The organism is Pantoea sp. PNA 14-12, assembly GCF_004364735.1.
Classification (GTDB): domain Bacteria; phylum Pseudomonadota; class Gammaproteobacteria; order Enterobacterales; family Enterobacteriaceae; genus Pantoea; species Pantoea stewartii.
The window spans coordinates 19,026-44,398 of sequence record NZ_SOAJ01000004.1 but is presented as its reverse complement, the minus strand read 5'-3'; the positions used below and the strand labels follow the sequence as shown (position 1 = coordinate 44,398).

The 25,373-nt window shown below is 53.3% G+C and carries 20 protein-coding genes and 3 tRNA genes; 8 read left to right on the top strand and 15 right to left on the bottom strand.

Annotated elements, in window-relative coordinates:
- Window positions 1-204: 204 nt before the first annotated feature.
- The 4 genes from C7434_RS14070 to orn all read right to left on the bottom strand — a co-directional run bounded on the left by C7434_RS14070 (window position 205) and on the right by orn (window position 1,186).
- Window positions 205-280 (bottom strand) — tRNA-Gly (locus C7434_RS14070).
- A 26-nt stretch (window positions 281-306) separates the two neighbouring features.
- Window positions 307-382, bottom strand: a tRNA-Gly gene (locus tag C7434_RS14065).
- A gap of 26 nt (window positions 383-408) precedes the next feature.
- A tRNA-Gly gene (locus C7434_RS14060) sits at window positions 409-484 on the bottom strand.
- 153 nt (window positions 485-637) lie between these two features.
- On the bottom strand, window positions 638-1,186 hold the full coding sequence (gene orn / locus C7434_RS14055) for an oligoribonuclease (protein ID WP_006120954.1): 549 nt from the start codon (window positions 1,184-1,186) through the stop codon (window positions 638-640).
- Window positions 1,187-1,285: 99 nt separating this feature from the next.
- Here orn and rsgA point away from each other — a divergent pair, with 99 nt between their 5' ends.
- From rsgA to mscM, 3 genes are all read left to right on the top strand, one after another.
- Window positions 1,286-2,335 (top strand): small ribosomal subunit biogenesis GTPase RsgA, encoded by a 1,050-nt coding sequence (gene rsgA, locus C7434_RS14050; RefSeq protein ID WP_033740048.1) that lies wholly within the window; start codon window positions 1,286-1,288, stop codon window positions 2,333-2,335.
- Window positions 2,336-2,427: 92 nt separating this feature from the next.
- Complete coding sequence (gene asd, locus C7434_RS14045; protein WP_033740050.1) at window positions 2,428-3,324, top strand: archaetidylserine decarboxylase; 897 nt, start codon at window positions 2,428-2,430, stop codon at window positions 3,322-3,324.
- An 11-nt stretch (window positions 3,325-3,335) separates the two neighbouring features.
- Window positions 3,336-6,674, top strand: coding sequence for a miniconductance mechanosensitive channel MscM (mscM, locus tag C7434_RS14040; RefSeq protein ID WP_006120960.1), 3,339 nt, complete (start codon window positions 3,336-3,338; stop codon window positions 6,672-6,674).
- Between the two features lie 137 nt (window positions 6,675-6,811).
- On the opposite strand, the gene mdh is transcribed toward mscM, so the two are convergent.
- On the bottom strand, window positions 6,812-7,750 hold the full coding sequence (mdh, locus tag C7434_RS14035; protein WP_006120961.1) for a malate dehydrogenase: 939 nt from the start codon (window positions 7,748-7,750) through the stop codon (window positions 6,812-6,814).
- Between the two features lie 536 nt (window positions 7,751-8,286).
- Here mdh and argR point away from each other — a divergent pair.
- The 4 genes from argR to yhcN (C7434_RS14015) all read left to right on the top strand — a co-directional run bounded on the left by argR (window position 8,287) and on the right by yhcN (C7434_RS14015) (window position 10,210).
- A complete protein-coding gene (argR, locus tag C7434_RS14030) occupies window positions 8,287-8,757 on the top strand; it encodes a transcriptional regulator ArgR (protein ID WP_006120962.1) in 471 nt (156 codons plus the stop codon).
- 485 nt (window positions 8,758-9,242) lie between these two features.
- Window positions 9,243-9,506: a peroxide/acid stress response protein YhcN gene (gene yhcN, locus C7434_RS14025; RefSeq protein WP_033740052.1), complete on the top strand. Its 264-nt coding sequence runs from the start codon at window positions 9,243-9,245 to the stop codon at window positions 9,504-9,506.
- A 73-nt stretch (window positions 9,507-9,579) separates the two neighbouring features.
- Window positions 9,580-9,852, top strand: coding sequence for a YdgH/BhsA/McbA-like domain containing protein (locus C7434_RS14020; RefSeq protein ID WP_006120964.1), 273 nt, complete (start codon window positions 9,580-9,582; stop codon window positions 9,850-9,852).
- Window positions 9,853-9,946: 94 nt separating this feature from the next.
- Window positions 9,947-10,210, top strand: coding sequence for a peroxide/acid stress response protein YhcN (gene yhcN / locus C7434_RS14015; protein ID WP_006120965.1), 264 nt, complete (start codon window positions 9,947-9,949; stop codon window positions 10,208-10,210).
- A gap of 205 nt (window positions 10,211-10,415) precedes the next feature.
- Here the strand turns inward: yhcN (C7434_RS14015) and C7434_RS14010 are convergent, their stop codons facing one another.
- The 6 genes from C7434_RS14010 to aaeX all read right to left on the bottom strand — a co-directional run bounded on the left by C7434_RS14010 (window position 10,416) and on the right by aaeX (window position 16,513).
- Window positions 10,416-11,357 carry an Rpn family recombination-promoting nuclease/putative transposase gene (locus C7434_RS14010; protein ID WP_133745559.1) on the bottom strand — a complete coding sequence of 314 codons (942 nt, stop codon included), beginning with the start codon at window positions 11,355-11,357 and terminating at the stop codon, window positions 10,416-10,418.
- A gap of 142 nt (window positions 11,358-11,499) precedes the next feature.
- On the bottom strand, window positions 11,500-11,784 hold the full coding sequence (locus C7434_RS14005) for a hypothetical protein (RefSeq protein ID WP_033740055.1): 285 nt from the start codon (window positions 11,782-11,784) through the stop codon (window positions 11,500-11,502).
- Between the two features lie 55 nt (window positions 11,785-11,839).
- Window positions 11,840-13,294 (bottom strand): NAD-dependent succinate-semialdehyde dehydrogenase, encoded by a 1,455-nt coding sequence (locus C7434_RS14000; protein WP_033740056.1) that lies wholly within the window; start codon window positions 13,292-13,294, stop codon window positions 11,840-11,842.
- Between the two features lie 113 nt (window positions 13,295-13,407).
- Complete coding sequence (gene aaeB / locus C7434_RS13995; RefSeq protein WP_039341742.1) at window positions 13,408-15,360, bottom strand: p-hydroxybenzoic acid efflux pump subunit AaeB; 1,953 nt, start codon at window positions 15,358-15,360, stop codon at window positions 13,408-13,410.
- A 9-nt stretch (window positions 15,361-15,369) separates the two neighbouring features.
- Window positions 15,370-16,302 carry a p-hydroxybenzoic acid efflux pump subunit AaeA gene (aaeA, locus tag C7434_RS13990; protein ID WP_033740058.1) on the bottom strand — a complete coding sequence of 311 codons (933 nt, stop codon included), beginning with the start codon at window positions 16,300-16,302 and terminating at the stop codon, window positions 15,370-15,372.
- A gap of 7 nt (window positions 16,303-16,309) precedes the next feature.
- The gene (aaeX, locus tag C7434_RS13985) at window positions 16,310-16,513 is read right to left on the bottom strand and encodes a p-hydroxybenzoic acid efflux pump operon protein AaeX (protein WP_006120970.1); all 204 of its coding nucleotides are present in this window, start codon (window positions 16,511-16,513) and stop codon (window positions 16,310-16,312) included.
- A gap of 229 nt (window positions 16,514-16,742) precedes the next feature.
- Between aaeX and aaeR the strand changes: the two genes are divergently transcribed.
- Window positions 16,743-17,660 (top strand): HTH-type transcriptional activator AaeR, encoded by a 918-nt coding sequence (gene aaeR, locus C7434_RS13980; RefSeq protein ID WP_006120971.1) that lies wholly within the window; start codon window positions 16,743-16,745, stop codon window positions 17,658-17,660.
- Between the two features lie 180 nt (window positions 17,661-17,840).
- Here aaeR and tldD read toward each other — a convergent pair whose 3' ends face one another.
- The 4 genes from tldD to C7434_RS13960 all read right to left on the bottom strand — a co-directional run bounded on the left by tldD (window position 17,841) and on the right by C7434_RS13960 (window position 25,365).
- Entirely contained in the window at window positions 17,841-19,286 is a 1,446-nt protein-coding gene (gene tldD / locus C7434_RS13975; RefSeq protein ID WP_006120972.1) for a metalloprotease TldD, read from the bottom strand.
- A gap of 65 nt (window positions 19,287-19,351) precedes the next feature.
- Complete coding sequence (yhdP, locus tag C7434_RS13970; RefSeq protein ID WP_033740060.1) at window positions 19,352-23,179, bottom strand: AsmA2 domain-containing protein YhdP; 3,828 nt, start codon at window positions 23,177-23,179, stop codon at window positions 19,352-19,354.
- Window positions 23,180-23,312: 133 nt separating this feature from the next.
- A complete protein-coding gene (rng, locus tag C7434_RS13965; protein ID WP_033740062.1) occupies window positions 23,313-24,782 on the bottom strand; it encodes a ribonuclease G in 1,470 nt (489 codons plus the stop codon).
- 1 nt (window position 24,783) lies between these two features.
- Window positions 24,784-25,365, bottom strand: coding sequence for a Maf family protein (locus C7434_RS13960; protein WP_058702694.1), 582 nt, complete (start codon window positions 25,363-25,365; stop codon window positions 24,784-24,786).
- Between the last annotated feature and the right edge of the window lie 8 nt (window positions 25,366-25,373).

Genomic DNA, 25,373 nt, shown 5'->3' with positions numbered 1-25,373 from the left:
TTTAAATAAAATTTGTGTTATTTTGCAAATGCGTCTACCGTCTGGCTTAATTCACAAACCTGTGGATAACTCTGTTTAAAACAAAATTTCAGAAGGGCGAAAACGGCACAGACAACGCGATAACGGCTGTGGATAACTGGACTGAATTGTCGTTGATACTGCTGCCAGCCTGACAGGCTGTTAACAAAAACGTGACGATAAATCTGGAGCGGGAAACGAGACTCGAACTCGCGACCCCGACCTTGGCAAGGTCGTGCTCTACCAACTGAGCTATTCCCGCATAGAAGGGCACTGCAAAACACATTTTGGAGCGGGAAACGAGACTCGAACTCGCGACCCCGACCTTGGCAAGGTCGTGCTCTACCAACTGAGCTATTCCCGCATAGTAGGATACTGCTAAACATCATTTGGAGCGGGAAACGAGACTCGAACTCGCGACCCCGACCTTGGCAAGGTCGTGCTCTACCAACTGAGCTATTCCCGCGCCTTGTACCGTCATAAATTCTTCACCGGTACGGGGTGCGCATTATACGAGAAATCGCTGCTGCTGCAAGATGCTGACAACAAAATTTTGCGCTTTTAACGCGTTTGCTGATTATTGCAGCAACATGGCGATTTCCTGTGCACCCTTTGCTGGTTAAAGCTGCAAAAAGTGTTGACGGTAATAAGCAAGCTCGGCGACAGACTCACGAATATCGTCCAGTGCCTGGTGCGAACCCGTCTTTTTGAAGCCTGGCAGGATGTCTGGCTTCCAGCGGCGAGCCAGTTCTTTCAGTGTGCTGACATCCAGATAGCGATAATGGAAGTAGGCTTCCAGCTCCGGCATGTACTTAAACAAAAAACGGCGATCCTGACCGATACTGTTGCCGCAGATCGGCGAGGTATTGGCTGGCACCCACTGTTTCAGAAATTCGATCGTTGCCTTTTCAGCAGCACGGTCATCTGTCTGGCTGGCCTTAACGCGCGCAACCAGTCCACTGTTAGTATGAGTACGGACGTTCCAGTCATCCATCAGGCTCAGTTGTTCATCAGACTGATGAACCGCCATCACCGGCCCCTCCGCCAGAATATTCAGATCGGCATCAGTCACCAGAGTGGCAATCTCAATGATACGATCGCGTTCCGGATCGAGCCCGGTCATTTCCAAATCAATCCAGATTAAATTATTTTCGTTTCCAGTGGCCATGCTATTACCTGTGGTTGCTGAGTCGTCATTCGTCATCAATAAGGTGTATCATAGACGTTTTGCCCCTGTGGCGAAATCCAGCTAAACCGGTGAGGGTGAGTGAGTAAAAATAAACTGTCGAAAGGTCAACAACGCCGCGTAAGCGCTAACCACGATCGTCGTTTAAATCAGCGCAAAACGCGCCCGGAAGCGGACGATAATTTATTTGGTGAAGATGCTGAGGGCATTGTGGTCAGCCGATTTGGCATGCATGCCGATGTCGAAGACAGTGCGGGCATTACGCATCGCTGCAATATTCGCAGGACGATTCGTTCACTGGTGACGGGCGATCGTGTGGTCTGGCGCCCTGCCCTCAACGGCGGCAAAGGCATTGTTGAAGCGGTGCATGAGCGCACCAGCGTACTGACACGTCCTGATTTTTACGACGGCGTTAAACCTATTGCCGCGAACATCGATCAGATTATTATCGTGTCGGCCATTTTGCCCGAGCTCTCCCTGAACATAATTGACCGCTATCTGGTCGCCAGTGAAACGCTGGATATCGAGCCGCTGCTGGTGCTCAATAAAATCGACCTGCTGGATGATAAAGCCCGCGCGTTTGTCGATGAGCAAATGGCGATCTATCGCAAGATTGGTTATCGGGTCTTAATGGTCTCCAGCCATGAGAAAGCCGGTCTGAGTGAATTGCAGGCGGCATTGATTGACCGGATAAGTATCTTTGCGGGACAGTCCGGCGTCGGCAAGTCGAGCCTGTTGAATGCCCTGCTCGGTTTTGATCAACAGGAAGATACGGCCATTCTGACCAATGACGTGTCCGACGTGTCGGGTCTGGGTCAGCATACGACGACAGCATCCCGGCTTTATCATTTCCCCGACGGCGGCGATGTGATCGATTCGCCCGGCGTTCGTGAGTTCGGTTTATGGCATCTGGAGCCGGAACAAATCACCCGGGGATTTGTCGAATTCCGTGAGTTTTTAGGCGAATGCAAGTTCCGTGACTGCAAACATGGCTCGGACCCTGGCTGTGCCATCCGTGAAGCCGTTGAGCAAGGAAAAATCGACGCATCCCGCTTTGACAACTATCACCGCATTCTGGACAGTATGGCGCAGGTGAAAGTCCGGAAAAACTTTGCTGAGAGTGAAGATTAAGGCCAGTAACAGCGTAGTCGCCATCTGACCGGGGCGCTGCTACAATCCGCCCCCATTTTGTCAATGTTATAAAAGATAGCCAGGAGGCTAGGGTGTTTGATCGTTTTAAACTTGGCTTGAACCACATTCTCCCCAAAAAATGGCTGACTGAACTTGCTGGCTGGGGCGCAAGCCGTCGCGGCGGCTGGCTGACTAAGCTGGTGATTGACGGCTTCGTCTGGTTTTATAAAGTCGATATGACTGAAGCACGTAAACCGGATACCGCCAGTTACCGCACCTTCAACGATTTCTTCGTCCGCCCGTTAAAGGATGAGGCGCGCCCTGTGGATCCGGATGCGAGCCTGATTGCGCTGCCTGCGGACGGTGCCATCAGTCAACTTGGGCATATCGAAGGCGACCAGATTTTCCAGGCAAAAGGCCACTACTATACGATCGACGCGCTGCTGGCAGGGAACGAGCAACTGGCCGCGTTGTTTCGTGAGGGTGAATTTATCACGACGTATCTGGCACCGCGTGATTATCACCGCGTCCATATGCCGTGCAACGGCATCCTGCGTGAAATGATTTACGTGCCAGGCGATCTTTACTCAGTGAATCCTCTGACCGCACGCAACATCCCTAACCTGTTTGCCCGTAACGAACGGGTCATTTGTTACTTCGAGACCGATATGGGACCGATGGTACAGATCCTGGTGGGCGCGACTATCGTCGGGAGCATTGAAACCGTTTGGGCTGGCACGGTCACGCCACCACGCGAAGGCATTATCAAACGCTGGCACTATCCGGCCGCCGACCACGACGGTGCCGTTGTTCTGCTTAAAGGCCAGGAAATGGGCCGCTTCAAGCTGGGCTCGACCGTGATTAACCTGTTTGCGCCTGGCCGTGTCAGGCTGGCAGAAAGCCTTGAGGCCGAAAGCAAAGTCCGGATGGGACAACCTATGGCGGTCGCACTGCCTCTGGCCACCGCACCGTCTGACGCTGTCGAATAAGAGTAAGCCCTGTGTTCGTACGCGCGTTCCTCTGTTTGCTGCTGAGCCTGGGGCTCAGCAGTACTACGTTTGCCGCCAGCCTGCCAGATGCCAGCCAGCTCAGACAACAGCTGGAAGAAGTCAAGTCCGCTAAAAACGCCACTTCGCAAACCGATCAGATTCAGTCGCTTGAAGCTGCACTGGCGGCCCTTTCTGAACGTGATGATGCCGTTGAGCGCGCGCAGCAGTATCAACAGGTCATTGATGATTTTCCGCGTCTGGCACGCGAGCTGAGACAGCAAATCGCCTCACTCAACGACAGTGTGAAGACGGTACGCAGCACAATGAGCAGTGCCGAGCTGGAACAAGAGATTCTGCAAATCAGCAGTCAGCTGATTGAGGAAGGACGCCAGGCTCAACAGGAGCAGGATCGGGCCCGCGAGATCAGCGATTCCCTGTCACAACTGCCGCAGCAGCAAACGGAAGCACGTCGGGCGCTGACGGAGAGCGAGAGACGTCTGCAGAGCGCGGGCAGCCCTGCCACGCCAGCCGGCCAGGCACAGCTGATGGCCCGTCAGGCAGAAAATGCCGCGAATAAGGCCCGGGTGGATGAGTTTGAGCTGGCGCAGCTGTCGGCAAATAACCGTCAGGAACTGGCGCGCATGCGCGCCGAAGTCCACCAGCGTAAGGTCACCCAGCTCGATAATTATCTTCAGGCGCTGCGTAATCAACTTAATGAGCAACGTCAGCGCGAGGCAGAAACTGCACTGGCGCGGACAGAACAGCTGGCGGAAAACAGCGGTGATCTGCCGCCAGCGATCAGTAAACAATTTCACGTTAACCGCGAGTTATCTGGCGCACTGAATCAGCAGGCGCAGCGAATGGACCTGGTGGCCTCACAACAACGCCTCGCTACCAATCAAATCATTCAGGTCCGCCAGGCACTGTCCACGTTACGGGAACAATCTCAATGGCTGGGTGCATCCAGTCTTCTCGGTGATGCCCTTCGCGCGCAGGTCGCACGATTACCTGACATGCCGAAGTCTCAGCAGATCGACAATGAGATGGCTCAGCTCCGTGTTCAGCGACTGCATTATGAGGATTTGCTCGAACAGCAAAACGTATTGCGTAAGGCCCATCAGCCCGACGGACAGCCTTTTACCAGCGAACAAAAGCGGATTCTGGATGCGCAGCTTAAAACGCAACGCGAACTGCTTAACTCGTTGATTTCGGGCTGCGATACGCTGATTCTGGAAATCACCAAGCTGAAAGTGGCGAACACGCAGCTACAGGATGCGCTAACTGAAGTTAAAGACGCGACGCACCGCTACCTGTTCTGGACGGCCGATGTCAGCCCGATTTCGTTGAGTTATCCCCTCGATGTGGCTAATGGCCTGTCTCACCTGCTGACGCTGGACACACTGGGGCAGCTCGGTAAAGCGCTGGCCATGATGTTTACCAGCCGCAGCACGGTATTACCTATTCTCGGTGCGGTGCTGCTGGTCGGCTTCAGTCTCAGTACCCGCCGTCACTTCAATGCTTTCCTTGAACGCTCAGCCAGCAAAGTCGGTAAGGTGACGCAGGATCGTTTTCGCCTCACAATCCGTACCGTGTTCTGGTCGATTCTGGTGGCGCTGCCGCTGCCGGTACTCTGGGCTACGCTGGGATACGGCCTGCAAAATGCCTGGCCCTATCCTGTCGCCGTGGCGATAGGCGACGGCATCACCGCCACCTTACCTTTGCTGTGGATCTTTATGGTCAGCGCACAGTTTGCGCGCCCGAACGGCCTGTTCATCGTGCATTTTCGCTGGCCTCAGGTGCGTGTTGCACGCGCGATGCGCTATTACTCGTTGAGTATTGGCCTGATCGTGCCGCTGATCATGTTGCTGATTACCTTCGATAACCTTGACGATCGCCTGTTCTCCGCCACCCTGGGGCGGCTGTGCTTTATTTTGATCTGTGGCGCGCTCAGTATTGTGACGGTAAGCCTGAAGCGTGCGGGCATACCGCTTTATCTCGATAAAGAGGGCAGCGGCGAGAATATGATTAACCGCCTGCTGTGGAATCTAATGATTGCTATTCCACTGGTAGCCGCCCTTGCGTCAATGACGGGCTATCTTGAAACCGCGCAGGCGCTGCTCGCCCGTCTGGAAACCTCTGTGGCGATCTGGTTTTTCCTGCTGGTGATTTACCACATCATTCGCCGCTGGATGCTGATTCAGCGACGCAGACTAGGCTTTGATCGCGCACGCCAACGCCGTGCCGATATGCTCGCCAACCGTGCGCGCAACGAAGAGGAGAAAGATCAGGCCGCACAAAATACTGACGTAATTGAAATTGAAGAGCCTGTTATCGACCTGGACGCCATCAGTGCCCAGTCGCTGCGTCTGGTACGCTCCATTTTGACACTTATCGCGCTGGTATCGGTCATCGTCCTGTGGTCAGAAATTCACTCTGCATTTGGTTTCCTTGAAAATATTCGTCTGTGGGACGTGAATACCTCCGTTCAGGGCGTCGAAAGCATTCAACCTATTACGCTGGGTGCCGTCCTGATTGCCATTCTGGTATTCGTGATTACCACACAACTGGTGCGCAATATGCCGGCTCTGCTTGAGCTTGCGTTACTGCAGCATCTTGATTTGTCACCGGGCACCGGTTATGCCATCACCACGCTGACAAAATATGTGCTGTTGCTGATCGGTGGCTTGCTGGGCTTCTCACTCATCGGCATTGAGTGGTCAAAACTACAATGGCTGGTTACCGGTCTGGGCGTCGGGCTGGGATTTGGTCTGCAGGAGATTTTCGCGAACTTTATTTCCGGCCTGATTATCCTGTTTGAAAAACCGATTCGTATCGGTGATACCGTGACCATCCGCGACCTTACCGGCAGCATTACGCGCATCAATACCCGCGCAACTACGATCACTGACTGGGATCGCAAAGAGATTATCGTGCCCAATAAGGCGTTCATTACTGAGCAGTTTGTTAACTGGTCGCTTTCCGATTCCGTCACGCGTGTGGTGCTGACCATCCCTGCCCCCGCTACCGTTAGCAGTGAAGAAGTCACTACCCTGCTTAAACAGGCGGCAGAGCGCTGCAGCTATGTGCTGGATACACCGCCACCTGAAGTGTTCCTGGTGGATTTACAGCAGGGAATTCAGTTGTTTGAACTGCGCGTGCATGCGGCGGAAATGGGCCATCGAATGCCGCTTCGCCATGAACTGCATCAGCTTATTTTACATGGCTTTGCAGAGCATGGCATTGAAATGCCGTTCCCGCCGTTCCAGATGCGCGTAGAAGCGCTGAGCCGAAAAACGCCGACAGGTAATAGCGCATCGACCACCCGAACGTTCCGCTCAGGTGGGCTCTGAGAATAAAAATTGCCGTAACGGGCCGGTTAAGAGCGGATTGGTGCGCAGCGAGACAGCGCGTAATCTTGTTCAGGTTGGTTATCAGAACGCAATAAAAAACGCCCGGTCGAACCGGGCGTTATGTTGTCTGAAACGCTTTATTGCTTCACAAAGGCTTCGCCCTGCGCGATATCTTTTTTCAGCGTTTCAAGCATGCCTTCCAGTGCCTGCTGTTCAAACGGACTTAATGCGCCGATGGGCTTGCGCTCAGCAACCCCATTCTTGCCCAGCAGCAGCGGTTGAGAGAAGAAGCGGGCATACTTTCCTTCACCTTCAACATAAGCACATTCCACTACGTTCGCTTCGCCATTCAATGCACGCACCAGCGATAATCCAAAACGGGCAGCTGCCTGGCCCATAGACAATGTAGCAGAGCCGCCACCGGCCTTGGCCTCAACGACCTCAGTACCCGCATTCTGGATACGTTTGGTCAGGTCAGCCACTTCCTGCTCACTGAAGCTGACGCCCGGCACCTGAGACAACAGTGGCAGGATGGTCACACCGGAATGCCCACCGACGACAGGCACTTCAACTTCGCCAGGTTGTTTACCTTTAAGCTCCGCAACGAAGGTGTTTGCACGGATGATGTCCAGCGTAGTGACACCGAACAGACGATTCTTATCGTAGACGCCGTGTTTTTTGAGCACTTCCGCCGCAATCGCCACGGTCGTATTAACAGGGTTGGTAATGACACCAATCAGCGCCTTAGGGGCGGTAGTCGCCACCTGCTCGATCAGGTTGCTGACGATGCCGGCGTTAACATTAAAGAGATCCGCACGATCCATGCCCGGTTTGCGTGCCACACCCGCGGAAATAAGCACAACGTCGGCCCCTTTCAGGGCTGGTTTCGCATCCTCACCGCTGAACCCCTGCACCTTTACTGCGGTGGGAATATGGCTGAGATCTACTGCCACGCCCGGCGTGACAGGCGCGATATCGTAAAGAGACAGTTCTGAACCTGCTGGAAGCTGGGTTTTGAGTAGAAGTGCGAGCGCCTGGCCTATGCCACCCGCGGCACCGAGAACGGCAACTTTCATTCATAACTCCTTATTAAGGTGGGGCAGAGAAGATCCGATATTCCATCTGTATCAGAGCGTAACCAACGGCTCAGTGGATGACGTTTGTCCGGTGCCTGCTCTACCTGCTTCAATACAGAAGCGCCGGATAAAAAATGACACATCATCTTCCTGTCCCTTACTCGCCAGGTTACTCACGCGAGTCAGGCAATTCCCGGTTCAGGCTTACTTTAGTAACAAATGATGAAGGCATCATTCTCACTAACAGGCTGTAAACATTATACCCGTGAACTGGCAACCGTATTATCCGCAGAAAGAGATCGGCAATGTACATTTTTATTTTCTTACCTCATCAATAATATAACACCTTTGCAACCTTTGCCTTTTCAGGCTGTGAGCTGGGTTTTGGTCTGAGGAGATTCTTTGCTATTATCGCCGCCCGCGATGATGACCTCGCAGTACAATTAACAACCGATTGCATAAAAATTCATTTATATGCATAATAATGTCTTTGCTGCGGCCTGGTTCGCGGTTTGTCTTACGTATACTGGTAAATTATGCGAAACCCATCGAAACAAGACGATCTGATTAAAGCCTTCAAGGCATTATTAAAAGAAGAAAAATTCAGCTCTCAGGGCGAGATTGTTCAGGCGCTTCAGGAAGACGGCTTCGAGAACATTAATCAGTCAAAAGTTTCTCGTATGCTGACGAAATTTGGCGCGGTGCGCACCCGCAATGCCAAAATGGAAATGGTTTACTGTTTACCTGCGGAACTGGGCGTGCCGACCACCACCAGTCCCCTGAAGAATCTGGTGCTTGATATTGACTATAACGATGCTCTGGTCGTGATTCATACCAGCCCGGGTGCCGCACAGTTAATTGCACGTTTACTTGACTCATTAGGTAAGTCCGAAGGCATCCTGGGCACGATTGCGGGAGACGACACCATTTTTATCACGCCAGCACGCGCCTTTACTGTCAGGCAGCTGCACGATGCTATTCTGGTATTGTTTGAACAAGAACTTTAGCCTTTATCTCTGACCGGCAGCGCATCTGCCGGTTGATCTGCAGCGCGTCCCTCCTTGTGTTCTCTTCTGTTTAAACGCTCTATTATCAACGAGTTGAGCCTATCTCATTGCCGCTATTTACCTTGTACTATTGGTCATACCCTTTATCCTGACTACTTTTCCACGCTATTTTACACTGCTCTGCACCGCATCGATGGTGCTATCCTTTGAGGTTATGTTCACAAGCAGCCTGATCGACCATAAATTTCCGCACCAAAAGTTAAAGTTGCGCATCTTACTGTTTTTATAAGTAATTACCTGCCAAAGGCCGTTTTTTAACCGCTTTTAATAACGTTTAGTTATAAAAAAATCCCATAAGGTTAAAGTATGACTACAAAACATTATTAGGCAGATATTAATTTCTGCCGTTATTAGTCCTATACTTACTTTCGTGATGTGAATCACACTAATAAAAAAGAAGAACAGCCACGACGAGGACGTCTTTCATGAAAATTAAAACTACCATAGCTGCTTTAAGCATTCTCTCTGCCCTGTCATTTGGTGCATCTGCAGCTGAATATGTTTCTGCTGCGGGTGCTCAGAATCTGCACTCTGTCGGCACTGTGAGCGTTAGTGGTGTCGCCGGTGCGCCATCAGATATCAGACAGCAACTGAGTGAGAAAGCGGATCAACACGGCGCTAAAGCTTTTCGTGTTATCGAGGCTTACAACGATGGCAACTATCACGCCACCGCTGAGTTGTACAAATAAAAGCGTTTGAACTGACAGGTAACCAGATGAGACCACATGCTCACTGGTTAATTAACATTGCTGGAGAAGAGTAATGAAAACCACATTAACCTTTGCCGCCCTGAGTTTGGCTTCGCTCCTGTCCTTTGGTGCCCATGCCGCCAGCCCGGTAACAAATCAACAGGCGCAGGAAATGAACCTGCAGCCCCTGAATCAAACCATCACCGTCAGCGGCATCGACGGCGATCAGACGAATGTTCGCCAGGTTCTGTCTCAAAAGGCAGATGCCCAGGGTGCGGGTCACTATCGCGTCATTGAAAATAATCGCGACGATACGTTCCACGTTACCGCTGAACTTTATAAGTAATACATCGACGGCAATCGTGCCGCATCTGAAATTAATCGACAACCCGCTCTGTGTTTTGACTCCGTAGGTTGTTGACAGTTATGAGGAAATAAACATGAACATCAAAGCAACCATCGCAACAGTAAGTCTTCTTTCTGCTATGACATTCGGCGCTTCCGCTGCACAGCTGGTGACCGCCGAACAAGCACAGAACTTACAACCTGCCGGAACCGTAAGCATCAGCGGTGTAGCAGGCTCTCCGATTGATTATCGGGCTCAGCTGTCTCAAAAAGCTGATGAGCAAGGCGCAAGCGCGTACAAAATCATTGAAGCAAATACCGGTGACAGCTATCACCTCACCGCACAGCTTTATAAATAGTTCCTCGTCTGTTCATGACGAACCCTTTAGCCCCGGTCGCCGGGGCTTTTTTCTGTCTGAAACGGCGAGGCAGAACCTGACAGCCGTAAGGCGCAGGAAAACGGACATCGGCTAACGATCGCGCCAGCGGCACAACACTCAGGCGCGTTAAAAGAAAGGAACTGGCTTGCGCATGAGGTGCTCTGACGCGAAATGGGTGACGTATTTAATGACAGAGTTGCGCTAAGTCATCGGAGAGTGCTGTCATCTCGGCGACAACACGGGGATGCAAACCATTTTGCAGCATCGTGCGTGCGATCTTCAGCGCGGCCGCACGCTCTCCCTCGCTGCGTCCTTTCTCCAGACCACGTTGCTCACCGAGCTGAATGCCCTTTTCAATGCCTTTCTGCTCAAGCTGCTGTGCAATAGTCATCAATGCATCCTCATGTTGCGGTACTCGCTGTGCCAGCGTCCTGACGAAAATGTCGGCGTCGGCTGTTTCGCCTGCCTGCAAGAGATAGTGTACCAACGATATCACTTGCGATGAAGAGAGATATCCAGCCAGTAAGACGGGGGCCAGCTTATCGATGAGTTCTGTCAACTCTCTTTGATGTATATGCTTTTGCAGCAATGTTAAAGCCGCCATGCTGCGGTGACCGATAATGTCCTCATCCGGAATAACCGTCACGTCCACCAGCGGAAAAGCGTTGCCATACAGTTCACTGGCGAGCACGGGCATTGCAAACTCATCAAGCCAGCGGGTACTGTAAGGATACGGGCTACGTTTGCCGCTATAGAACAGAACCGGGATGACTAACGGTAGCCGTTTGTTCCCTGCGTCAAGATGCCGCTGCATTGCCGCAATGGCATAGCGCATCAGTCTGAACGCCATATGCTTATCCGGTGATGACTGGTGTTCGATTAAGACATGGATGTAGCCATCCTCTCTGCTTGTAGTTTTCATGCTATACAGCACATCGCTGAAATATTGCCGCAGATCCTCCTCCACAAAAGCACCCGATTCCAGTTTTAATGTATTCAGATCGCACAGGGCGAGCAGCGCTGCGGGAAGGTGCAGTTCCATAAAATCACGGGCAATCGTAGGCTGGGACAAAAATTGCCGGAAAGTCGCATCATGTGGCGTGGGCGTACCTCTTTTACTTTTCATGTGACCTGTCCTGATGATTGGCGGGCAGAGTATCACGACCAGAAAAAGCGAGGCGTCAGTAAGCGTTAACGTTGCGAGGATGCTCGAGAAATAATGTTTACTTACGCGGACAAGGCATTAAGCCTGATGATCACAGCCGACCTTAGCGTGTTGAAGATGAGAGCACGTTAAACTGCAGTTGCCCTTCCAGTTCCTCCTCCGCCTCGTCGAACAGCAGAATCAAGGCACCGTAGCGCCGCTTCTGTCCCTGCCCCAGGTTCACAAACTCTATTTTGATGGGCAAAGGTAGCCCTCTGCAGACAATCACATCCCACAATCCATCCAAATCGCAGATATAGCGCGCTTTCAGGGAAAAGCGTTCACAGAACTGCCGGAAGAAATGGGCCTGATCGACAATCTCATTAAAATCAAAACGCTCGACTCTCATACAGGTGACTCCTGTTATTCGTCGCTGGGCGGCCCGGTGCCGCCCAGATAGCCGTTTAACTTAAACCGCCAAGGTGCAGCGCTTTGACCTCAAGGTACTCTTCCATTCCCAGCACCGATCCTTCCCGGCCCAGTCCCGACGCTTTCACTCCGCCGAAGGGGGCCAGCTCTGTCGAGACGGCACACTCATTGATGCCTATCATCCCACTTTCCAGCGCCGAGGAAACGCGGAAGACGCGTTGCAGATTCTGCGTATAGAAATACGCCGCCAGCCCGTATTCGGTTTGGTTCGCCCGACGAATAACCTCGTCTTCATCATCAAACCGGAAGCACGCCGCAACCGGGCCAAATGTTTCTTCCTGAGCCAGCTTCATGCCTTCATGCGCATCGACGATGACCGTAGGCTGCCAGAAATTGCCGCCCAGCGCATGTCGCTTACCGCCCGCGAGCACCTTGCCACCCTGGGCAACCGCATCGTTAACATGTTCTTCCACTTTTTCTAACGCCGAACGCTCAATTAACGGTCCGACAATGACGCCGCTTTCCATACCGTTACCCACTTTGAGTTTATTGACCTCATCTGCCAGTTGGGTTGTGAAACGCTCATAGATCGCATTGTGAACAAAAAAACGGTTTACGCTGACGCACACCTGGCCCGCGTTACGGAATTTATTGGCGATAGCGCCCTGAACGGCAGCATCGATATCCGCATCCTCAAACACGATATAGGGCGCGTTGCCCCCCAACTCCATCGACACTTTTTTCATGGTCTCGGCCGCATTGCGCATCAACGTTTTGCCCACCGCCGTCGAACCGGTGAACGAGATTTTACGTACGGCGTTGCTCGCCATAATCGCATCGCTGATAGCATGCGTATCCCCTGCCACGCCGTTAAGCACGCCGTCCGGGATACCGGCTTTCTTTGCCAAAGCCAGCAAGGCAAACGCAGAAAGCGGCGTATTGTTGGCAGGCTTGATGATCCCTGTACATCCAGCTGCCAACGCCGGACCTAACTTACGGGTCAACATGGCCATCGGGAAGTTCCACGGGGTGATCGCCGCTACAACACCAACGGGTTCCCGCGTGGCCAGGATACGTGATCCCGCTTTAGCAGGCGGAATGATTTCACCATTGGCTCGTTTGGCCTGCTCGGCAAACCACTGGATGAAACTGGCGGCGTACTCAACCTCGCCTTCCGCTTCTTTAAGCGGTTTGCCCTGCTCCGTTGTCATGAGCTCAGCAAGCCAGCGTTTGTTTTCAATGATTAACGTATACCAGCGGTAAAGCAGCGCTGAACGCGCTTTAGCCGTCTGCGCCCGCCAGGCGGGAAAGGCGTCTTGTGCAGCCTTAATCGCGTCTTCGGTTTCCTTTTTACCGGCTTTCGCCACCTGAGCAACAACGTCCCCCGTTGCAGGATTGGTTACGTCAAAAGTCGACGTCGTCCTCAGCCACTGCCCGTTGACTAAATAGCCGGTCTGGAACAGTTCGCTGTCTTGCAGTGAAGAAGGCATCTGCGTTACTCCTGTCAGTTTGTTTTTACTTCAGGAAAGTATAGATGGCAAAAATGACAGGTCGGGGAAGGAAGGAAAGTGAAAGGGCCGCCAGCATGGCTGACGGCCCAAATTCAGATTTGGACGAGCGTATTTTGATACTTTGAAAGCATCTCAGACAGCCGTTTCACCGGCTCGGTAACACTGTCCGGTGCATCATAAAGGGCCAGCTTTTCCTGATAGACATCCAGCTCGCGCAGCAAGCGTTGGAAATAATAACGGCGCTTCTCATCACTACGGACGGCAATGATACGATCGGCCGTGTGCCGTAACTGGCGGTGGAAGGCGGAAAGCTCCGCATTAATCGGCACGTCTGCCGCACGCAATCGTTGATGTCCAATGATTAACGTCAGGGCGATGCGGTATTTGTCGATGTCGCCGGGAAACAGGTTAAGCAATAAGAAGAGCTGCTGGTACAATGCTGGCAAATGGTTTTCACGCCGGCGCGCCTTATTGGTGGTCATTGCCGACACCGCAGCATACATAAAGCGGTTAAGCAATTTACGTCCTGTTCGCGCTTTCGATTTATCACGGATCAGCAGAATCACCATTAAGGCAAGAAAACTCCCGATCCACTGCCCCAGTGCGTTATCGATAAAAACCGTAAAGTTGAACTGCATCGGATTATCCAGCACCAGGACGTTAATCGTACCGGCCATCGCGCCCAGCGTACCAATCTGGCGGCGTTGAATGAGAATGCCTGAAATAAAGCCCAGTAAACCGATGGCAATGCACAGCAGCAGAGCGCTTTGCTGCGTATTGGGCAAGATGTACATAAAATAAAGCGCCCCCAGCGGTATCGCGACCGTCATGCCATAAACGAAGTCTTTCGCCATCATGAGCGGATTAGGCATGCGCATCGCCAGGGCTGTAATCACGCCAAGCATGACCATACAGCCACTACCTGAAGTCCAGCCGGTATAGAGCCAGAATAATGAGCCCAGTGCCGTCGCCACAAACGTACGAATACCATTTATCATCGCATGGTGGGTTTCTGCCGAACGCGCCTGAATCACGACTTCTCGCTGGAGAATGCGCGCTTCCAGATCGGTAATACGACTATTACTCTTCACACCATGAATCAACAGCTGGTATTCCGTTGCGGCACTCATCCAACTCCCCAACGTTTCCGGCACGGTTTTACTGCTGGCAGCCATGAGTCGCCGCATCGTTTTCAGACGTTTATGCACATCTTCTGGCGTCGTGGCCTCTTTTTCCGTCAGCACGCGATACTGCGTGGGAATGTACTCAGGACGTGAGTTCTGAATCAAAAACGTTTCCGCCGCCTGTGTAATCAGCGTCAGCGATAGCGTGTTTAGCATCTGCAGACGGCGGCTGGTATTTTGCCAGCGTGACGATTCCATCATTAACTGGCTACGCATACTGCTCAGCGCGGTTGTGCGTCGTACCAGCGCACTCCACGCTTTATCGACTTCCTCTTTGTCCTGATGCGCCACACACAGTTGCAGCAACCGGTAATGGGCCACCAGCAGCGACGTCACCTCGGCATCAATCACTTTTTTAATGGAGCGCGGGGAAAAAATCATGTCTGCCAGAATGGCGCAAAGGATGCCCAGGATAATTTCGCTACAGCGTTCCACCGCATATTGCGGAACCAGCGTAAGGCCGCCGCTGGCGTTTGCCGTGACCACGATAATTAATGCGGTATAGCCCGCGAGACCGAGCGCATAGGAATTTTCGACTTTAATCAGTGACGAAAGCCATACGCAAAAACCGGCCCAGATACAGCACAGCAACAGCATGACCACTGGCGCTCGCACAGTGGCAATCATGATAACCAGAGCGGCAACACAGCCAATTAAAGTACCGATAATACGCAGAAGACCGCGATAGCGTAATGCGCCAGAGTAGGGATCGCCTCCTGCCGCAAACGCCGTTCCCCCTGCAACAATCCCGGCGGTCATCACGGCCCAGCGCGGTGTTTCAAGGTTGAGATGAAAGCCGATCATCAACGCTGCCACCAGCGCAAAGGTCAGCTTTATCGGGAAACGCAGAAATTCGATCATATCGCCCTCTTAACCAAACTCACGCAGGCGGTTAAAGAAGGACATCATGGGTGAAACCGCCTGGTGCGGACGATCCTCCGCGCCAGTAATCACCACGGTCGCCGTCGTGCCGGCAGGGAACTGATTACCGGGCTGCTGATCAAGTCGGATGCGGACCGGTACGCGCTGAGCCAGGCGAACCCATTCCAGATTAGACTGAACGGTTGCCATCCCCTTGCTGTCAACACTGCTACTGCTGTTGGTTACGCCTGCCGCAATGCTGTCCACGGTGCCACGTAAGGTGATGTTGCTGCCCAATGGCGTGATCTCTGCCCGAAAGCCCGGTCTGACGCCGTGCAGTTTGGTCTCTTCCAGATAGGCCAGCACATAAAAGGAGTGCTGCTGCACCAGGGCGACCGCAACCGAGCCGCGCGTAATGAATTCACCCTGGTAAACATTCAGGTTCGTCACCCAGCCGTCTGACGGTGCCTTAATCGTGGTCCGTTCCAGATCAATTTTCGCCAGATCGCGGGTCGCAACAGATTTCGCCAGCTGGTGTTCTGTGGTTTGCAAATCGTTATTGGATTGCTCGATGGCTTCACGCGACATCGCAGAGGTGCCGAGTTGGTTACGACGTCCGGCCTCACGGCGTTTTTCATTCACCAGCGCCTGGTAATATTCTACGTCCGCCTGGGCTTCATCCAGCGCCTTTTGATAGCGGGGACGATCGACAACAAACAGCGTATCGCCTTTTTTAACGAGCTGGTTGTCATGAACCGGCACATCCGTAATTAACCCCGTGACATCAGGAGAAATGGCCACCACGTCGGCTGCAAATCTGGCGTCACGCGTCCAGGGCGATTCGGTGTAGAACACCCAGGCACGGAATATGATGATAACGGCGATGATGACCAGCAGGATGGTGATCGCGTAACGCGCGATTTTTCTTATAAGCGTGTTCACGTAAACCTCAAACGAATAAACGGGATACTAAATAAAATACACAGCAGTAGAGAGCTGTATTGAAGAGTGCCGGGTGCCAGACAAGATCGTAAATACCACTGGGCGTCAGCACGCGTTTCACCAGCCAAAACAGCATAAGTGAAACGATGAGTTCGATAAAAATGGGCGGAAAAGAGAGCCCAAACATGACAAAGACCGGAAGTACACTCATTAAAAATCCTTAGTTCGACACGGCCGGGATAGTCCACCGCCTTGATCGACGCAAAAGCCTGCGCCCTAAGCCACATCTGAACTACGGCTGGCTTAATAATAGCGTATCATCGGGTGTTTTCAGGTAATGAAGCGTCGCCAGGTGATACCCCGGTACGCTTATAGTAACGCGCTTAACTATACGTTTTCTACTGAATGTGATCTAAATCACTTTTTAGCCAGAGTAAACAATGGAACGACTTAAAGGTATGTCGATATTTGCCAAAGTGGTTGAATTAGGTTCTTTCACGGCGGCCGCACGACAGCTTCATCTCAGCGTGTCATCCATCAGCCAGATAATCGCCAGGCTGGAAGATGCCCTTCAGGTTAAGTTACTCAATCGCAGCACACGCAGCATCGGCCTGACCGAAGCGGGGAAAATTTACTATCAGGGTTGCCGCCGCATGCTGGCTGAAGCCAGCCAGGTACATGAGCAGTTATATGCGTTTAATAATACGCCTGTCGGGGTGTTACGGATTGGCAGTTCCTCCACGATGGCGCAGAACGTCCTGGCCGGCATGACCAGTGATATGTTGCGTGACTACCCCGGCCTGAGTGTCAATCTTGTCACCGGCATTCCTGCCCCCGATTTAATCGCCGATGGCCTGGACGTGGTTATTCGGGTGGGCGCATTGAAAGATTCCAGTCTGTTTTCACGCAGGCTGGGGGCAATGCCCATGGTGGTGTGTGCCGCTAAATCCTACCTGGCGCAGCATGGAACACCCGAAAAACCGGCAGACATTACAAAATTCGCCTGGCTGGAATACAGCGTTCGCCCCGACAACAATTTTGAATTGATTGCACCCGAAGGCCTTGTGACTCGTTTGTCACCTCAGGGGCGTTTCGTCACCAATGACTCCCAGACGTTAATTCGCTGGCTTAAGGCAGGCAACGGCATCGCCTATGTCCCGATGATGTGGGTGGCAGATGAGATCAAGAGCGGAGAGATCGATATTTTATTCCCACACTATCAATCCGACCCGCGTCCGGTTTATGCGTTATACACCGAAAAAGACAAGCTGCCGCTGAAAGTTCAGGTCTGTATCGACTACCTGACGCACTACTTTGAACAGGTTGCCGAGCAGTACAAGCAGCACCGCAAGACATAGCGCGTCGCCTTTAGCAAGGTGCAGAACAGGGCATCACAAAGGTGCGGAGCAGGACTTTAAACAGGCCTCATTTACTGCAGAGACAGGAAAATCGCGCCAGCGTTTACTGAATGTGGCGCCTTCAGGATGTAATAGTAGCGCACTAAAAAAACCCGCCAGCAGGCGGGTTTGTCAGGCTAATCAGGCGGTGCCGCCGATAGTCAGCTTGTCCAGCTTGAGCGTAGGCTGGCCCACGCCAACCGGCAGACTCTGGCCTTCTTTACCGCACACGCCAACGCCTTTATCGAGCGCCAGATCGTTGCCAACCATAGAGATTTGCTGCATTGCCTCAATACCGGAGCCGATCAATGTCGCCCCTTTTACCGGTTTGGTGACTTTGCCTTTCTCAATCAGATAGGCTTCGGACGTGGAGAACACAAATTTACCCGACGTAATATCGACCTGGCCGCCACCAAAATTAGGCGCATACAACCCGTATTCCACACTTTCAATAATGTCCTGCGGCGTCGATTTACCCGCCAGCATGTAGGTGTTGGTCATACGAGGCATTGGCAGGTGCGCATAAGATTCGCGACGACCGTTTCCGGTAGGATTCACGCCCATCAGCCGGGCATTCAGCTTGTCCTGCATGTAGCCTTTCAATACGCCATTTTCAATCAGTACGTTGTACTGTCCGGGTACGCCTTCATCGTCAATAGCCAGTGAACCGCGTAATCCCTCGATCGTGCCATCATCAACCACCGTACAGAGGTCAGACGCCACCAGTTGGCCCATCTTACCGCTAAAAACGGAGGTTCCACGGCGATTGAAGTCGCCTTCCAGACCATGACCTACCGCTTCATGCAGCAGCACGCCTGGCCAGCCCGCCCCCAGCACCACCGGTAAAGCGCCTGCAGGCGCAGCCACTGCGGAAAGATTGACCAGTGCCATGCGTACCGCTTCGCGTGCCCAGGCATCAGCGCGCACATCGCCATTTTCATCAGCGAGGAAAAACGCGTAACCAGTACGCGCACCGCCACCGCTGGTACCCCGTTCGCGTTTGCCCTGATCTTCCACCTGAACGCTGATGGACAGACGCACCAGCGGACGCACATCGGCGGCCAGGGTACCATCGGTTGCCGCCACCAGGACCTGCTCATATACGCCGGTCAGGCTGGCATTCACTTCCTGAACCCGTGGGTCAGCAGCCCGCGCAACCTGGTCAACACGATGTAACAGGGCGATTTTGTCTTCACGGCTGAGGCTGCCAAGCGGATCGACAGGCGCATAGAGCGCGCGGTTGACGACGGCTGACAGCGTGTGCGCCTTGCCATTCCCCTGCTCGCGTACGATGCTGCGGGCCGCTTCTGATGACAGACGCAGGGCATTCATTGTGATCTGATCGGCATAGGCGAAGCCGGTTTTTTCGCCGCTGACGGCGCGGACACCCACGCCCTGATCGATATGGTAGGAACCATCTTTAATGATTTTATCTTCCAGAACCCAGGATTCGTGGAAGCTGGACTGAAAATAAAGATCGGCATAGTCCAGACGACGTTCTGAAAGCTGCCCTAACAGGGAAAAAAGGTCCTGCTGATTAATGTTGTTAGCAGTTAGCAACTGCTCACTTACCAGATTCAGAGTCATCGTTTCTCACTCAATATGTGCTCGGATATTCATAGCCTGAGGCAATTATGTTACGCCGTCAAATATCACTTGTTATAGGTTTCGCGTGGCTTACGCATAACCTCGTCAATTTTGGGCTTATCGAGCGGGCCGCTGATGTGATAGCGCAGCACAGAAATTTTACTCCAGAGCGGCCCCAGAACCTTACTGGCCGCGAATACCGCGGCCCCGACGACCGGGTTAATCGCGAACGCGGTGGCGACACCAACGGAGGCGGAAATTTCCGGGGTAACTATGGCTTCCATATCAATCCGTCGCTTCACAAGATCCATATTGCCCTGCATGGCGATATCCGCCTCCAGCCCATCGACTGACAGGTTATCAGTACGGATGACGCCATCTTCAATCCAGGCGGTACCATTGATTGAATCGAAATAGAAACCCTGTTTAAAAGTATCACTGAAGTCGAAACGCAGTTTACGTAGCAGTGCATCAAAACTGAGCAGGCGCAAAATCTGCCCCGCCGCACCGGTATCCACATCCGTTATCTGGCCTTTACCAAAGTGTGTTTTCAGTGTGCCGCTCAGCGTTTCCGCTGATGGCTGCCAGGGTGCAGCGCGCCAGTGCAGGTCATAGTTAATTTTGAAAGGTGCATCGCGTAATGGCGTATTTACGCCGAACCAGTTGGTTGCGTTATTGATGTTGCTGCCCTGCAAGGTGCCTTTCAGCGAGGTACGCTGGTCGTTGGGCCGGTTAACCCATTCGCCCTGAATATTCAGACGCGAACTGCCTGTATCCACCAAGCCATTAGTAAGTGCTAACGTACTTCCTTTAGGTTGCAGCCCGGCGGAAACGCGCCCGTATTTTTGTCCCATCAGCCAGCATTCTGCACACTGAAACTGCACCGCAGGCCACTTGCTAAAGTCAATCTGATCGCTTTTTTGCCCCAGTGGCGAAGCCGCGGTATTTTTTCCGTCAGCGCCCTGCCAGTCGGGATTGTAATAAAGATAATCCAGAGCAACCTGCCACGCTGCTGACGGCGAGGTCGTAAGCTGGCCACGTAACTCTTTGGCATTAACCTTCACCTGGGTTTTACCGCCCATTTCCTGGGTGACGGTGGTATCCACGTCATGCCACTCTTGCCCTGCCAGACTGACAGCGGGGCTACGTAAGATAATATTGCCTGGCAACGTTGCCCCGCCCACCTTATGCTCACCCGACGGGCTGGCCGCTCCGCCTTCGCCCGCCATCAGGAGTGCCGCCCAGGCTTCGCCATCGAGCGCAGGCAAATTCAGCACCATGCCTGAACGATCCGGCAGCGCCGGTGTGGTTTTGGTGTCGTTAAGCCAGATGCCTCGCTCAACGCGCAGCGTGGGCTCCAGCAGCCAGCGGCTGTTAAACCGGTGCCGCTCGTCAACGCTGCCGCTCAGATCGAAATGCGTTAAGTCGCCGTCTGCATTAACGGTAACCGGCAGGCTCTCGCCAGCCTTTTTGTCGAGTGGTGGAGGTAAGCGACTACTTACTTCCTTACCGTCTCCTTTGAGTTGCACGGCATAATGCGCACCGCCCTTGTGAGGCAAGGTGACGTTTACCTCACCTTGCCACGGAAGATGACCGGCCAGTTGGCTGCTAATCTGTCGGGGTATGTCAGTGATTTTTGCCAGTTGCCAGTCCGCCTGTAATTTGACGTTCACGCCAAAATCGTCAGGATTCTCCTGCGTCGTGAAGCTGACATCGATCGGCTGTCCAAACCAGTTGGCCTGCAGCGTATCGCTTTCGAGATTGCCGTTGTTATAGCGGAACTGCCCCGTCAAATGGGTCATTGTGGTATTCAGGGGTTTGATATGCAGGCTGTTGTTATTCATCTGCACATCCCCGCTGGCGTGAACATCTTTGCCATTCAATGGAATATCCAGCTTGAGATGACCTTTGGTCAGGCCTTTGACCTGGAGCTGTTCCAGTGCCGCTCCCAGCGACGATTTGAGCGGCGTGTGCTGGAAGTACTCACCGATTTGCTGCCCGTCACCGCTGATATCGCCATTAATAATCAGCTTTTCCTTCAGGTAATCCGGGATGACAGCGCTGACATTGCGGGCATCGACTTCACCCAGTTTCGCCAGTGGCGCATTCATCCACAGGCCGTCATTCAGGAAGTTAAGATCGATATCAAGATTGCTGAGATCGGGCCAGCCCGGCTGGAACGCATAGGTTGCCTGGCGTAACGGCACCCAAACCTGGAACATCCCGTCGTTGTGCTGGAAGGGAAAAAGCGCTGGATTACCGTTAAACAGCAGCGTGGCATTACTGACCTTGCCGCCTTTAATCGCACCGCTTAAATAGTGTGTCAGCGAGTGGCCCATTATCGGTGTCGGAAAATAGCGCCACGCATCACCAGCGTTCGTGACGTTAATGCCGGCCAGAATATTCAGTTGAGGTTGCGCATCACTGTTTTGCTGATAGCGGAAATCGCCGTGCGCCCAAAGGGAACGGGCCTGAATGTCAAGGTCGTGACCCGCCAGCGTCAGCCCCTGCTTATCCTGCGTCCAGTTAAGGTTGCCGGTGATCTGTTTGATCTCCAGCGGTGCCTGGAACATATCACCATAAGGCACCGTAGCCTGCCCCATCGCAATTGCGGCTTGCCCATCGTTCAGGCTGCCTGTCGCCTCACCATTAAGATGGCTGATGCCGGGAACCAGCTTCCAGTACTGCCAGCTAAAATCACGCCACTTTACCTGAAAGCGGGTCTGCTCGGGTTGTGCTAAGGGAATATCTAACGCAAGCCCATCAATCGTGCCCCGCGGCCGCAATGCACGCCAGTTATCAAACAGCGCAGGTGAGAGAGGCGCAAAAAGCGGCACCAGCGGCGCGATGCGATCTAATGCTAACTGCGTCGCACGAACGCGGACTTCGGCCTCGCTGTTGCTGCCCAGCATCTGCTCGTCCTGCGGTTGCCAGAACAGCGAAAAATGACCAGCAGGCCACGCATTGCCGTCTGTGCTGAGTTTGGTTTGCGGCACCGTTACCACCCAGCCATTTTTATAACGCGAAAGGTGCGCCGTCAGACCATCAACGTTGAGAGTATGGGGGCCGCTCTCGCCCTGCCAGCTTGCGCCGCCTTGACTTAACAGCAGGTCGCCAGCGTAGATATCACCATCACGCAGAGTGACCCAGGCTGCCAGGCTAAACCGGGCGCTGTCCAGACGGGTGTTATCCCGCACCCAGCGGCCCAGCCAGGGGCGCATATCCACGTCATCAGCCTGCATCCAGATGCGACCGTCGTTGAGTAAGCCTTCGTTATCGTTCAGGTCGAGACGGACCTGCACAACACCGTGCTGTCCGGTAAAACTCGACAGGCTGACCTCACCTTCTGCGCGATGTCGGGTATGTTCGTTCAGCCAGGTGAGTTTAGGGATAGCCAGTTCAGCATGCTGACCGGATGGCGTGATAAAGCCAATCGTGCTGTCGCGCAGATCGAAGTGATCGAACTGGCGTAAAAACAGATCGTTGATCTGGGTGAGCCTGAAGCTGTGCTTCTCGTTGTCACTGGTCAGGAGAGGCTGAGTGCTGTTAAAGTGCAACTGCCAGAATGTCAGATCGCGGAACTGCCAGCGCCAGTGGAGCAATGACTGCCAGACGTCCAGCGCAACGGTAATACGCGCGATCGAGAGCGTCCCCGTTTGTTTCATGTCCACGTTCAGGTCACGGATTTGCAGCGTGGGCCCAAAATTTTCCCACTTGCCCTTCAGCTGGCTGGCGTTAACATTGGCACCGCTGACGTCAGAAACAAACTCTAAGACCTGACTACGATAGTTATCGAGGTGCGGCATCGCCAGACGCAGCGCACTGACCAGCAGCGCCACAATCACAATGACTGTCGCGAGCAGCAGTAACATCACTCTTGGCAACTGCCTCACTCACACCTCTCCTTGTCTACCGTTAACGACGGATGGTTGCTGCTCATACCCGGCGTCTTATGACATAAGCGGTATGGGGCCACATTTTACCCTAAAATGTGCGGCCAGACATCGTGAGCCTGACCGGCCAGCACTACATCATGACCACATCGAACTGTTCCTGAGTATAGAGCGCTTCAACATGCACCTTTACCTGCTTGCCGACAAACAGCTCCACTTCCGCCAGCGCATGGGACTCATCCGTTTTCAACGCTTCGCCCACCGTCGGCGACACGTAGACCAGGAAACGGTCAGAATCATAAGCATGATGAACACGAACAATTTCACGCATAATTTCGTAGCACACCGTTTCGACGGTCTTCAGTGTGCCGCGCCCTTTACACACCGGGCAATCCTCACACAGCACGTGTTCGATACTTTCGCGCGTACGCTTGCGCGTCATTTCCACCAGCCCTAAGGCGGAAAACCCGCTGATGCCCGTCTTCACTCTGTCTTTACTGAGTGCGGTTTCCAGCGAATGCAGCACGCGACGGCGATGATCTTCATTACTCATATCAATGAAGTCGATAATGATGATGCCGCCAAGGTTACGTAGCCTCAGTTGGCGGGCGATCGCCTGTGTCGCTTCCACATTGGTGTTAAAAATAGTTTCATCAAGGTTTCGGTGTCCGACAAAGGCACCGGTGTTGATGTCGATTGTCGTCATCGCTTCAGTTTGGTCGATGATGAGGTATCCGCCAGATTTCAGTTCAACTTTACGTTCCAGTGAGCGCTGAATCTCGTTCTCAACATCAAACAGATCAAAGATGGGCTGTTTGCCATTGTAAAGCTCGAGCTTGCTGGACATCTCCGGGATGTATTCGCTGGTGAATTCCTTGAGGAGATCGCAGGTCAGGCGCGAATCGACACGAATGCGATCCAGCGCTGCGCCCGCAAAATCGCGCAGAATACGCTGCGCCAGCGCCAGCTCACCATAGAGTAAACAACGGGTTTGATTGCGCTTTTTCCGCTCGCTGACTTTGGTCCAGAGCCGTTTCAGAAACGCAGCATCCTGCGCCAGCTCTTCTTCGCCAATGCCTTCCGCTGCGGTGCGGATGATGAAACCGCCCAGGTCGTCACAGTAGTCGGCCACGACGGCTTTAAGCCGTTCACGCTCTTTTTCACTGGCAATGCGTTGTGAAACGCCAACGTGTGAAGCGCCGGGCATAAACACCAGGTAGCGCGAGGGCAACGTGATATCTGTGGTCAGCCTCGCGCCTTTAGTGCCAAGGGGATCTTTCACCACCTGCACCACGAGATCCTGTCCCTGACGCACCAGCTCCGCGATATCACGTACCACGAAATTTTTCTTTTCGTCGCCCGCAACGCATTCTGTATGCGGCATGATGTCGGACGCATGCAGGAAGGCCGCTTTATCAAGCCCGATATCCACAAATGCCGCCTGCATGCCAGGCAAAACCCGGCTGACGCGCCCTTTGTAAATATTACCGACGATGCCCCGCCGGGCTTCGCGCTCAATGTGAATTTCCTGCAGGATACCGCCATCAATGTAGGCGACGCGCGTTTCAGCAGGCGTAACGTTAACCAGTAGTTCTGCCGTCATGTTAACCCCTTACGGCACGCAGTGACTGGAACTGGTCGATCAGTTCCGCGGTCTCAACCAACGGTAATCCGACGACTGCGTGATAACTTCCATTGATTTTACGAACAAAGTTTCCGCCCTTTCCCTGAATACCGTAAGCGCCTGCTTTATCCATAGGTTCACCTGTGGCGATGTACTCATTGATGTCGTGTGCGGTTAAGTTACGAAACGTCACCTCGGTGACCACCAGACAGTCCAGCACCTGCTGACGATCGGCCAGCGCGATAGCCGTCATGACCTGATGCGTTTTTCCCGAGAGTTTACTGAGCATCGCGCTGGCATGGTCGGCATCGTGGGGCTTTTCCAGCACCTCGCCATTGAGCACCACGATGGTGTCGGCACCCAGCACCGGTAAGTCTTGCCGGGCAAGCGTGACGCCCGCTTTAGCTTTGTCATGCGCCAGGCGTCGAACATAGCCCTCTGCCGTTTCACCGGGCTGACGTTGCTCTTCAACATCAGTGACAAGACGCTCGAAGGTGATGCCAAGCTGGCTCAGCAGTTCACGTCGGCGGGGAGACGCGGAGGCCAGATACAGGGTTACCATAAATTTCC

Coding starts and splice junctions, on each gene's coding strand:
- yhcN (WP_033740052.1), top strand. CDS start 9,243: ATGAAAATTAAAACTACCATAGCTGCTTTAAGCATTCTCTCTGCCCTG.
- C7434_RS14010 (WP_133745559.1), bottom strand. CDS start 11,357: ATGAAAAGTAAAAGAGGTACGCCCACGCCACATGATGCGACTTTCCGG.
- C7434_RS14020 (WP_006120964.1), top strand. CDS start 9,580: ATGAAAACCACATTAACCTTTGCCGCCCTGAGTTTGGCTTCGCTCCTG.
- aaeB (WP_039341742.1), bottom strand. CDS start 15,360: ATGATCGAATTTCTGCGTTTCCCGATAAAGCTGACCTTTGCGCTGGTG.
- C7434_RS14005 (WP_033740055.1), bottom strand. CDS start 11,784: ATGAGAGTCGAGCGTTTTGATTTTAATGAGATTGTCGATCAGGCCCAT.
- yhcN (WP_006120965.1), top strand. CDS start 9,947: ATGAACATCAAAGCAACCATCGCAACAGTAAGTCTTCTTTCTGCTATG.
- C7434_RS14000 (WP_033740056.1), bottom strand. CDS start 13,294: ATGCCTTCTTCACTGCAAGACAGCGAACTGTTCCAGACCGGCTATTTA.
- argR (WP_006120962.1), top strand. CDS start 8,287: ATGCGAAACCCATCGAAACAAGACGATCTGATTAAAGCCTTCAAGGCA.
- aaeX (WP_006120970.1), bottom strand. CDS start 16,513: ATGAGTGTACTTCCGGTCTTTGTCATGTTTGGGCTCTCTTTTCCGCCC.
- tldD (WP_006120972.1), bottom strand. CDS start 19,286: ATGACTCTGAATCTGGTAAGTGAGCAGTTGCTAACTGCTAACAACATT.
- aaeR (WP_006120971.1), top strand. CDS start 16,743: ATGGAACGACTTAAAGGTATGTCGATATTTGCCAAAGTGGTTGAATTA.
- C7434_RS13960 (WP_058702694.1), bottom strand. CDS start 25,365: ATGGTAACCCTGTATCTGGCCTCCGCGTCTCCCCGCCGACGTGAACTG.
- mdh (WP_006120961.1), bottom strand. CDS start 7,750: ATGAAAGTTGCCGTTCTCGGTGCCGCGGGTGGCATAGGCCAGGCGCTC.
- orn (WP_006120954.1), bottom strand. CDS start 1,186: ATGGCCACTGGAAACGAAAATAATTTAATCTGGATTGATTTGGAAATG.
- rng (WP_033740062.1), bottom strand. CDS start 24,782: ATGACGGCAGAACTACTGGTTAACGTTACGCCTGCTGAAACGCGCGTC.